Source organism: Legionella waltersii (genome assembly GCF_001468085.1).
GTDB classification, from domain to species: Bacteria; Pseudomonadota; Gammaproteobacteria; order Legionellales; family Legionellaceae; genus Legionella; species Legionella waltersii.
In genome coordinates, this window is sequence record NZ_LNZB01000060.1 from 358,910 (window position 1) to 370,688 (window position 11,779).

Genomic DNA, 11,779 nt, shown 5'->3' on the forward strand with positions numbered 1-11,779 from the left:
GTGAGGGAGCGGAACTTTCGATAGTACACGTAGTATAGGCATACACCGCTGACGGCTCCACTCTCTCACGGCTGAGGAAGCGACACAAATTTAGTGCCCCAACTAATCTCTTCTCTGATCGTCAGTAGACTTAGGTAGGGGGCTTTGCCTAATGGCACTGCCGTAAGCAGCGTCATTCGTGAAATCGGATAGTTCCATATCCGCTTGCTGACGCGCGCGGCTCGGTTCACTCCCTGCTGTGACTAGGATTTGATTCAGACAGCAAAGAAGAAACCGAGCCGCGCGCGTCAGCAAGCGGACCGATGTGGGCCAAATAGAAGAATCTAATGACACCGCTTAAAGCAGCGCCATTAGGCAAAGCACCCGACCTTTGGTATATATGCCTCCTTTTAAAAAATAAGTCGATTCCTCAGCCCTCACGGTCGCGGATCGGATTGGTTCTTGATCAATTAGGGTGAATGGTTACAGTCATGAAATTGGAAATAAATGATTAATTCATCTACAATTTGATTAAATATCTGGAAGGGGAATCATAATGAAATGGATTATGTTAATTGGAATAACCCTATTATCTTGTGGATGTTGCTGTACGGGGCCGGTAGTAGAATACAGGCAAGTAGCCGTTGCTCCCGTCGTTGAGCCAGTTATTTTAGATGTGGATGACCCTGAGCCTTTGGATGTGACAACAACGACAATCGAATTTTATTAATGAAAGCTTGACCCATTAACTTTGTATTCAAGTACCCCGGATTAGACGAAGTCGTAATCCGGGAAAAAAGGATTGAATTCCAGATTACGACCTCGTCCAATCCAGGCTACGTTTACTATACATTCTGAAAGCTTTGAGCATCTCTAGGCGGTTCTGTGACAACTGTATCTCGCACATCCGCTTTGGTTGCTCCTAAACTACCTTTATTTAAAGGAGCTCCCGTTCCTATTATGCTAGGCTCTGTTGGTAAAATTGTAAGAGTTGGTTTTGAAGTAACTTGTCGTCCTTTTCGAGTTAGATCCACCAGAGGAGGGGATATGTTGTTCTGATTTCGTTCAGGTTCATGTTCTGGACTGTCCTCGAGAGATACTGAGGGTTTACGATCTGGTTCATGCCCCTCTTCTTTAGCTAACTCAGTATTTTCAGCCTGTATACTTTCAAAACGAGCAGCTGTAGCAGATTTTTGCGTAGCTGCTTTGTACGCCCATCTAACAAGAGCAGCTATCCCAACTACTCCAACACCGACAGCCACACCAACAGCAATTGCAATACCAATAGGTGGAAAAGCAGCGATACCAACCGTGACTGCCATACCAATTGCCACACCTGCAGTCGCTAAACTAGTAACACCTACAGCTATACCTACTGCTTTAAGTAGCTGCTTGAATTCTTTGCCGATACCTAGCTTTTCAACACCACAAAACTCTCTTAATACATTATCTATCAATCCTTCTTTATGACATTGCCATTCGTTCACATTTTTTACATGTGTTTTAACGGTTTCTGAATTGTTGGTATTCCAAGATCCATAACCTGAGGCTAATTTTGCATGTCCACCTTGATCGATAAAGCTAATTAACGCTTGGAAACCCTCAAGATTTAGAGCCTCGTAAAGTTGATCCAAATTCCCTCTTAGGTTTACAAGATTTCTGTTTTCTATGGCCTTTACTAAATGCTCTACTGAGCCCTTGAGTCTAGTTGCTTCCTCAGGAGAAAGGTAATCGTCTAAAAGAGCTTTCGAGTTGCTGGAGGCAGACTTACGAAATCAAGAATAGACACCCGCCCATTAACGGCCTGAGCTCGCTCATTCGCACTCTTACACCCCCCAATAGAGGAGTTTTCCACAAACACCGAGAGTGCTTGGTAAGTATAACCATTCTCATGATGGCCAAATGCGCCTTCTTTGAAAAATTGTACTAATGCAGCCTTTGCGGAGTAAGTAAAAGTTTGTCGATGTTGTTCAAATTCAGAGCGTTTTTTAAAATCCTTCTCTGGTTGGAAGTCACTTGGTTTAGTTTTTGTATTTTTAATGGCGTTCAGAGTGTCTAATACTTCCTGTAATCTACTGTCCGCCAGCTCTAACTTCTCGGGTTTTGTTTTGTCTGATGCTCTAGTTGTTCTTAAGTACTTGTAAAAACTCGTGTCTGGAGAATCAAGAAATTCTTTATATACATCAAATAACTTTTTGACGCGATTCTGATCATCCAACCTCAAAGCCCCGTAAACAGTATGCAATGAGGCCAGTTGTGTCATTAATGCGGCTTCGTTCACAAGATCGGGATTTCCTTCTTGAATAGACAGCTCATACCCCCAACCATTAACCGATTCAGCTTGAACTAGACATAAAGGTTTATCTTTATTCCTTGCATTATATGCATGAGCTGCTTGCAAAATGTGATCAGCACTTTGACTTTGCTTGTTTCGCCCTTCATCATAAATTCCAAGGGGGGTGTTATTATTTAGTGCAGTATAAAGGTTGTAAACAAATGCATTTGGTAAATGAGCGCCTACCTCTTGACGACTATCCCCACCTAATTTGTATTTATCTTGTAAATGATGGATTTTTTCTTCTGTGTCTTTAAGGATTCGTAAATTAATAGCCTGTTTTACTAGTTTATCGGTATAAACATTCTTCTCCATCTCCTTATGTTCACGAGGTGCATTGAGAATAATCTGTTCTATACCGTTATATTCCTCAACAATCTGTTTTTTTTCTTCTTCCGATAGCTTTCCTTTTTTATCAAGCTCGTTTATTCGAGCCTCTATACCTTGACTCTCTGCTATCTGAAGCTTTTTCCTCTTAACATCTTGTTCTAAAAGAGCTAATGTGATTGGATGTAATTTTTTGACCGCTATTGAGGGTACGCGAACCTGCTGACGATGAGCCAATGGGACTACGTCTTCGTCTGCAGTAAGGTGGTGAGAATAGATCATGCGATCAGCCAAATGGTCCTCACCTAGTTCTTGGTGATGCGAGGTGCGTTTGCTACCCCCTATAAAACTAACGGTCCCAGTTCCTTTATTCATATGCAACACATCATTGGGGGTGGCGCTGGTTGCTTCGGCTAGGTGTTTTGATAAATGCCTGGTAATCTTTTCTGTAAATTGAATTTTTGTATGCCTAATGACGTCTTTACGGACTTGACGCGCAATATAGGGCAATAACTTTTTTCGCGCATTATCCAACTCTTCATTCAAAGCAATTGCAAAGGTTTCTTGATTGAACGGTTTCTTTTTGTTTGCTTTAGCATAAGCTTTTTCCAGCGCTTTTGCCTGGAACTCGACCACTTTCGTGTTAAGTTTTAAAAGAGCTACTCCAACACCCTCTAGGAGTTGTTTATCTCTTAACACCTTCTGCTGCTTATCTAGCGGGGCTCCTTCATCAAGTGCTTTTATCAGCATCTGACCAATCAAATGGGCGTGGAAATGGGTTTCTTGTTGCAGACTAATGATACGGCCTTTAGCTAGGCCCTGATATGCCTTCAATATATCCTGACGTTTGTCGTTCGGTAAATATTTCTCTAGATGGGTAGCTAATTTTGCAGGAGCATCCTCTGTTGATTTAGTTTGACAATCCAGACTCACAGAAGTGGTATCTGTAACATCATGTCCTAGATCCCTTAGAGTTCTAGCTTTAAAATTAAGTACATCCAGTTTCTTAACGTCATTTCTCTTATCAAGGGGAATTGTTTCAAGATACATTGATTCCCAGTCTTCGTAACTTAGACTAACATCCACAATAAATCGGCCTTGTGGATCAACTGGAGGATTTTTAGGAAGATTTGTTTTTGCTTTAGATAACAGCATTTTCAGGTATAGCGCCTGGGCTAATGCACGTTCAAATGGATTAGGCATCGTTATCTCTCAAAATGACATTGCTTAATCTAATTATATCTTGTTTTTATTAAGAATTTATTAAAACTTTGCGCATAATTTGAGGTTTAATCCTTGCGGCGCATTCCTTGATTGAATTTCATCTATGGCTTCTTCTTGATTATTGTTTACTCTCAGGACTTACGCAAAACCCCAAGGTCGAGGCAAAAATGGAGTTCAATGAGGGAGTTTAGATGAACTAAATGACCGAATTGAACTCTATTTTTAACGAAGAGATTGAGGTTTTGCGTAAGTCCTAACTCTATATGCTACACACGCTTCATCGTATTGGAACGAGTAGGTTGGTTAAATTGCGTTTCTTCTGGGTGATGGCTAAAAAACATGATGCTTGGAAACAGGTCTTTCGGAAACATACTTTGAGTGTAGTTCGTTAAATCAGGGGAACTTTTAATACAAAGGGCAAGAGTTTTGCATTGCTTAAGCAATTCTTCCTTGGCACTGGTTAAGATATCCATGGGTATCCCTTGCACGATAATTGCTTTTTTATTGAAATGATTTTGATAAGCTATCGCACGAGCTATTTTTTTAGCACTAGCATCACTAATTAAATTGTCCCCAAGTTTAAGGGTTAATCCTTTCGGCGCCCTCCCTGATTGTAAGGCTTTGGCCAATTTTTCAAAACCAGCAGCACCAATAGCGTTTTCTCTGAGGTCAAGTGTTAGTCCTTGCGGCGCACTCCCTGATTGTAGGGCTTCGGCTAATTTTTCAACACCGGCAGCACCAATATCGTTGCACCTAAGATTAAGCGTTAATCCTTGTGGCGCATTCCCTGATTGTAGGGCTTCGGCCAGTTTTTCAACACCAGCATCATCAATACGGTTATACGGAAGGTTAAGGGTTAAACCTTGAGGCGCCTTCCCTGATTGTAGGGCTTCGGCTAGTTTTTCAGCACCAGCAGCACCAATATCGTTTTCTCTGAGGTCCAGTGTTAATCCTTGCGGCGCATTCCCTGATTGTAGGGCTTCGGCTAATTTTTCAACACCAGCATCAACAATGTCGTTATTATAAAGCTTAAGGGTTAATCTTTGCGGCGCCTTTCCTGATTGTAGGGCTTCGGCCAGTTTTTCAACACCAGCATCACCAATATCGTTGCACCTAAGATTAAGCGTTAATCCTTGTGGCGCATTCCCTGATTGTAGGGCTTCGGCCAGTTTTTCAGCACCAGCAGCACCAATATTGTTGCAACGAAGTTTAAGGGTTAATCCTTGCGGCACTTTCCCTGATTGTAGGGCTTCGGCTAATTTTTCAACGCCAGCATCACCAATAGCGTTGTCTCTAAGGTCCAGTGTTAATCCTTGCGGCACTTTCCCTGATTGTAGGGCTTCGGCTAGTTTTTCAACACCAACATCACCAATAGGGTTGCCTCTAAGGCCCAGTGTTAATCCTTGCGGCGCTTTCCCTGATTGTAGGGCTTCGGCTAGTTTTTCAGCACCAATCTTGTTGTTCCCAAGGAAAAGGGTTAATCCTTGCGGCACCTTACCTGATTGTAGGGCTTCGGCTAGTTTTTCAACACCAGCATCACCAATAGGGTTGCGCCCAAGGTCAAGCGATAATCCTTGCGGCGCCTTCCCTGATTGTAGGGCTTCGGCTAATTTTTCAGCACCAGCAGCACCAATATGGTTACACCAAAGGTTAAAGGTTAAACCTTGAGGCGCCTTCCCTGATTGTAGGGCTTGGGCCAGTTTTTCAGCACCAACATCACCAATATCCCCGCCAATAAGGTAAAGCGTTAATCCTTGAGGAGCCCTCCCTGATTGTAGGGCTTGGGCTAGTTTTTCAAAACCAGTAGCACCAATAGGGTTGACCCCAAGGTCAAGCTCTAATCCTTGCGGAGCCTTCCCTGATTGTAGGGCTTCGGCCAGTTTTTCAACACCAGCATCACCCATATTGTTGTACCCAAGTTTAAGCTTTAATCCTTGCGGAGCCTTCCCTGATTGTAGGGCTTCGGCCAGTTTTTCAACACCAGCATCACCAATAGGGTTGAGCCCAAGGTCAAGCGATAATCCTTGCGGCGCCTTCCCTGATTGTAGGGCTTCGGCTAATTTTTCAGCACCAGCAGCACCAATATTGTTGCCACTAAGGCAGAGGAATAATCCTTTCAGCGCATTCCCTGATTGTAGGGCTTGGGCCAGTTTTTCAGCACCAGCATCACCAATATCTTTGTCCCTAAGGTCAAGCGTAAATCCACTCGGCTTCTGCCCTGATTGAATTACATTTATGGCTTGTTCTAGATTCATTGTTTACCTCTATATGCTACACACGCTTCATCGTATTGGAGCGTGTGGGTTGGTTAAATTGCATTTCTTCTGGGTGATGGCTAAAAAACATCGAACATTTCCTCTTAGTTAAGAGCTTCTAGGTTTTTCTGCCTAGGCCAATCAGCTAAAGCATCAACAGGCGATTCGTTTATTTCTCTTATTGGTTTGCATCCATGTGGCCATCCACTCTTAAACTTACGTGGTGTTTACAGGTTATTAAGAGATTACGACCGATCTGCAGTAGGTGTTGCTATGCGCCATCGCTTATGGTTGTGACGCGGATTGGACTGGGCGCGATGTTTAATCGAGCACGAACAACCGAGGCACGACCATAAGGGAGCGGACAGCCAGCCATTGCCCAAGCAATGACAAAAAAAACTGGCGTAAAACTCTTAATGACTAGTTGTTAGTGTGCGGGGATTTTATGGCTTGGGAATTCAATGACATGAACGATTTCAGCAACAGAGGACTGTCTCATGTTTTGATGGGCTTTAAGCTCTTGTACTGCTAACATCTCTATGACTTCCATACTATGCAACATGATCAGCTCATATTGCCAAACTATGTCCTCAAGTATACCCTATTTTTTTAATTAAGGAATTATTAAACAACCGCTAGGATATTTTAAAAGCAACTATGGCCATACCAATTCTTTAAACACGAGTAAAGTTCAGAACTCTGAAAGCATAAACTTTGCTATAGACTTTAATAAATATCTAAGTAACAATTTGGAAGCAAAATACGCCTTTATGCAATTCAAAGAGCGTTCGGCTAAATACGGGTTGATTGCCTTCTCCTTTCACCTTACGTCAAACTCAGTTAAAGTCGTAAAAAAATAGTATCGAGTTTTACAATGAATTCACCGAGCTTCTTCATATTTATTCTGTTAATCATAGGGTTGAATACAACAGCACTTAGCAATCAACCAAGTTTTGATTGCCACAAGGCCAGAACGCCAACTGAAAAGGAGATATGCGCAAACCCTACCCTTGCTAAACTAGATAATGATCTTGCGACCACTTATGAAAGCCTTAAAAACCATCCAACCGGTCGACTCACAATTTCAGTGAATACACTCGTCGCAGATCAGCGCAACTGGTTAAAAGAACGTGATAAAAATAACTGTCATAACGAGTGTCTCATCAAAAAATATGAAGAACGAATTGCATTACTTTCTTTTCCCGGCGCACCAAAACAGTTATCAACACAAGCTGTGAAAGCATTAATTACTTATTTTACTGATAAAACCTGTGAAGACATCACAAGAACTGATATCAATGATTGGTTTATCACCGATGGAATGAGTGAATTCGCTTGCAAAAGTTATCAAGTGAACCCCAAAATTGCCAGCCGCCTGTTTGGTAGCTGCTACGGCAGCAACAAGGACAACTTCACACCGTCATGTGATTTTATGCACCAAGCAAAACAAATAGATGGATTACAACAATACATTTCTTTACTGGCTACACTTTATGGACCCGATACAAATGCTTGCGGAACATTACGTTACGGTCAATACCGTGCACAAAATTCCGCCTTAGGCGAAGCGCTTTATGATATTGATGTTAATTCAACGAATCTGAATGACTCGCTCTTACACCATTATTCATTAACTAGCTTATGGAACAAAAAACAATATCAACAATATCGACAGTTTAAACAACATGCCGAGTCTGGCTTGGAACGATACTATGTTAAACAATTTCATCTTGATGCAAATAAGGCGAAATTTATTGCCACATACCACGCCAACAATCTTGCACAAGCATATGTTGGACATGTGAGCAGCAGAAATTCATGGGGATTGCAAACTCTGGATGCCTATCTTAAAAATGGCACGTTACCAAGTAACGATGATTATCAATATGAAATCATTTTGAAGCTCAATGCTGCACCATCGGATATACAAGAAGCGAAGCCTGAAATTCTTGCTTATTTTTTAACCATAGCAGTCGTCAATCAATATTCCATCGATGATATTAAAAAGCTGATTGATGATGGTGCCAACCTAAAAAATCCAAAATTATCCGATACGGCGTTAATGAATGCCGTCACTAGACCCGATGTCGTTAAACTATTAATCGATCATGGTGCGAACGTCAACGCACAAAATGCATTTGGTAAAACAGCATTAATGTATGCCATTCAATATGAAAATTTTACGACTGTTAAACTACTTGTTGAGAACAAAGCAGATGTGAATCTGGCAACATTCGGCCCGATGGATGATTGTGAATATGAAATTCAAGTTGGTAATCGCACACCTTTGATGTATGCCGCATGGCAAGGGAATAATGAAATCGTCAACTACCTAATTTCAAAAGGTGCGAAAATTGATAACAAGGATACGGATGGTCATGATTATCATTTCTATAAACCATCCTCCTGGCGTAAGCAATAAGACTTGGATTATCCGTGGATTGGGGCAGAAATAACCAAGGCATAGGGCAGTGTAAGCTGTTTCATGGCATCCACAAGCACAAACCTTTTCTTCTTCTGTAATGTCGCGCTTAATGACTCCACGAGATAAATGCTCAGCTAAGGGGCGTCATAGGGGTTTCTTTTAGGTGTAAGTGACGGTTACATATTTAACCGCCGCCTGCACCTATGTTGCTTTATTTCAAAAGAAGTTTGTCTGATGGATTATTATAGTTTTCAACTAAATTTAAAACTTCTGAGTACAATTTTGCCGTTGTCTCATCTCTACCACCTAGTCCAAAAAACCAACTTCCTTTTGTCGCAGTTGTTTTTGTTCTAAGTTCCTTTTTTATTTTAGAGATTAAGTTATTGCATTCGTATTTCACTTGATTATCGTCATTAAAATCTATTTTTTTAAGTAGCAATTCTATTTCTTGTACGATTAATCCAGCGCTTTGAGCATATTTCTTGCCATTAATGTCTATCCCACCACCGTGCAAGATATAATTATGCTTTGTTAATCGTTCCAGAATTTCCTTCAATAGATTTTGTACATCAATATGAGAAACTGTATCGATTATAGGCGAAACAGCCAGCATGTTATTGGAGCGAGGGGGTTGGTTAAATTGCGTATCCTCTGAGTGATTGATACAAAACATGATGCTCGGAAACATACTTTTAGTGTTGCTCTCTAAATTGGGGTTACTTTTAATACAAAAAGCAAGAGTTTTGCATTCCTCAAGCAATTCGTCCTTGGCCCTGGTTAAGATGTACTCCGGTATCCCTTTCACAACAATGGCTTTTTTATTAAAATGATCTTGATAAGCTATCGCCCGAGCTAATTTTTCAACACCAGCATCACCAATATTGTTGCCTTCAAGGTCAAGCGTTAATCCTTGCGGCGTATTCCGTGATAGTAGGGCATAGGCCAGTTTTTCAGCACCAGCAGTACCAATACCGGTATTTCTAAGGACAAGTGTTAATCCTTGAGGCGCATTCCCTGAACCTAGGGCTTGGGCTAATTTTTCAGCACCGGCAGCATTAATAAAGTTTCCGCTAAGGTCAAGTGTTAATCCTTGCGGCGTATTCCCTGATAGTAGAGCATAGGCCAGTTTTTCAGCACCAGCAGTACCAATACCGGTATATCTAAGGTCAAGTGTTAATCCTTGCGGCGCATTCCCTGATTGTAGGGCTTGGGCTAATTGTTCAGCGCCAGCGTCACCAATATGGTTTTCCCAAAGTTTAAACGTTAATCCTTGCGGCGCATTCCCTGATCGTAGGGTTTGGGCTAATTTTTCAGCACCAGCAGCACCAATAGCGTTTTTCCCAAGGTTAAGCGTTAATCCTTGCGGCGCATTCCCTGATTGTAGGGCTTGGGCTATTTTTACAGCCCCCCAATTACCAATATTGTTTCTCTCAAGGTCAAGCCTTAAACCTTGCGGAGCATTCCCTGATTGTAGGGCTTGGGCCAGTTTTTCAGCACCAGCATCACCAATATCGTTTCCTCTAAGGCCAAGTGCTAATCCTTGCGACGCCTTTCCTGATTGTAGGGCTTCGGCTAATTTTTCAGCACCAGCGGCACCAATATTGTTTCCCCAAAGTTCAAGCGTTAATCCTTTCGGTGCATTCCCTGATTGTAGGGCTTGGGCTAATTTTTCAGCACCAGCAGGACCAATAGCGTTTTGCCCAAGCTTAAGCGATAACCCTTTCGGCGCCTTCCCTGATTGTAGGGCTTGGGCCAGTTTTTCAGCACCAACGGCACCAAAATTGTTTTCCCAAAGTTCAAGCGTTAATCCTTTCGGTGCATTCCCTGATTGTAGGGCTTGGGCTAATTTTTCAGCACCGGGAGCACAAATAGCGTTTCGCCCAAGGTTAAGCGATAACCCTTTCGGCGCCTTCCCTGATAGTAGGGCTTGGGCCAGTTTTTCAGCACCAACGGTACCAATATCGGTGTCTTCAAGGTCAAGCGTTAATCCTTGCGGCGCCTTCCCTGATAGTAGGGCTTGGGCCAGTTTTTCAGCACCAACGGCACCAATATCGTTGTCTTCAAGGCCAAGCGTTAATCCTTGCGGCGCCTTCCCTGATTGTAGGGCAAGGGCTAATTTTTCAACGCCAGCGTTACCAATAGCGCTGTGCACAAGGCCAAGCGTTAATCCTTGCGGCGCCTTCCCTGATTGTAGGGCAAGGGCCAGTTTTTCAGCACCCGCAGCACCAATATCGTTACATCCAAGGTCAAGCATTAATCCTTGCGGCGCATTCCCTGATTGTAGGGCAAGGGCCAGTTTTTCAGCACCCGCATCGCCAATTCCGGTGTTCCAAAGGCTAAGCGTTAATCCTTGCGGCGCCTTCCCTGATTGTAGGGCTTGGGCCAGTTTTTCAGCGTCATCATCACCAATATGGTAGCGCCTAAGGTTAAGTGTAAATCCTTGCGACATCTTCCCTGATTTAATTTCATTTATAGCTTGTTCTAGATACATTTTTTACCTCTATTTGCTAAACACGCATCATCGTTTTGGAGCGCGAGGTTAGTTAATTTGCGTTTCCTCTAGGTGATGGCTAAGAGCATCTCCTCTTGGCTAATTGCTTCTAGGTTTTTCTGACTAGGTCAATCGGCTAAAATATCAACAGGAGATTTGTTTTTTCTCTTCATGGTTTTCATCCATGTGGCCATCAACTCTTCATTAGTTACTATTCAATAACGTGGTATTTACGGGTTATTAAGAGATTACGACCGATGTGTAGTAGGTGTTGCTATGCGCCGCCCCTATGGTAGCGACTCGGATTGGACTGGATTGGGGGCAATGTTTAATCGAGCACGAACAACCGAGCCGCGACCATAAGGGAGCGGACAGCCAGCCTACAGCTGCCTTAGCAAGCAAAATAACTGGCGTAAAACTCTTAATGAGTGGTTGTTAGTGTGCGGGGATTTTATGGCTTGGGAATTCAATGGCATGAACGATTTCAGCTACAGAGCACTGTCTCATGTTTTGATGGGCTTTAAGCTCTAATACAGCTAACATCTCGATGACTTCCATACTATGCAACATGAACAGCTCATATTGCCAAACCATTGCACAATTGTACCCGTTTTTTATTAAGGAATTATTAACAACCGCTAGGATATTTTGAGGTACGAATTGCCTCAAATTATCTGTTGCCGAAGAAGTATCAAAATAAGTATGTAAATTGCATCGTTGCCTCAATATCACTGTTGCCGAAG

General features: G+C 42.4%; 8 protein-coding genes. 2 read left to right on the forward strand and 6 right to left on the reverse strand.

Translation table 11 applies throughout. The features are described from left to right. Positions 1-535 precede the first annotated feature (535 nt). The gene (locus tag Lwal_RS17660; RefSeq protein ID WP_165481845.1) at positions 536-709 is read left to right on the forward strand and encodes a hypothetical protein; all 174 of its coding nucleotides are present in this window, start codon (positions 536-538) and stop codon (positions 707-709) included. A 115-nt stretch (positions 710-824) separates the two neighbouring features. Here Lwal_RS17660 and Lwal_RS14815 read toward each other — a convergent pair whose 3' ends face one another. From Lwal_RS14815 to Lwal_RS18075, 4 genes are all read right to left on the reverse strand, one after another. Continuing rightward, a complete protein-coding gene (locus tag Lwal_RS14815; RefSeq protein WP_058481575.1) occupies positions 825-1,613 on the reverse strand; it encodes a hypothetical protein in 789 nt (262 codons plus the stop codon). A 101-nt stretch (positions 1,614-1,714) separates the two neighbouring features. Further along, on the reverse strand, positions 1,715-3,844 hold the full coding sequence (locus Lwal_RS14820; protein ID WP_058481576.1) for a hypothetical protein: 2,130 nt from the start codon (positions 3,842-3,844) through the stop codon (positions 1,715-1,717). Positions 3,845-4,131: 287 nt separating this feature from the next. Continuing rightward, entirely contained in the window at positions 4,132-6,120 is a 1,989-nt protein-coding gene (locus Lwal_RS14825; protein ID WP_058481577.1) for a leucine-rich repeat domain-containing protein, read from the reverse strand. Positions 6,121-6,547: 427 nt separating this feature from the next. After that, entirely contained in the window at positions 6,548-6,682 is a 135-nt protein-coding gene (locus Lwal_RS18075) for a hypothetical protein (RefSeq protein ID WP_269458312.1), read from the reverse strand. Positions 6,683-6,994: 312 nt separating this feature from the next. On the opposite strand from Lwal_RS18075, the gene Lwal_RS14830 reads away from it, so the two are divergent. Beyond that, a complete protein-coding gene (locus tag Lwal_RS14830) occupies positions 6,995-8,542 on the forward strand; it encodes an ankyrin repeat domain-containing protein (RefSeq protein WP_058481578.1) in 1,548 nt (515 codons plus the stop codon). A gap of 214 nt (positions 8,543-8,756) precedes the next feature. Here Lwal_RS14830 and Lwal_RS14835 read toward each other — a convergent pair whose 3' ends face one another. Both Lwal_RS14835 and Lwal_RS17970 read right to left on the reverse strand, forming a co-directional pair. Continuing rightward, positions 8,757-11,036: a leucine-rich repeat domain-containing protein gene (locus Lwal_RS14835; RefSeq protein ID WP_058481579.1), complete on the reverse strand. Its 2,280-nt coding sequence runs from the start codon at positions 11,034-11,036 to the stop codon at positions 8,757-8,759. A gap of 435 nt (positions 11,037-11,471) precedes the next feature. Then, on the reverse strand, positions 11,472-11,779 hold a 308-nt coding region (locus Lwal_RS17970; protein WP_238584294.1), incomplete at its 5' end, for a hypothetical protein.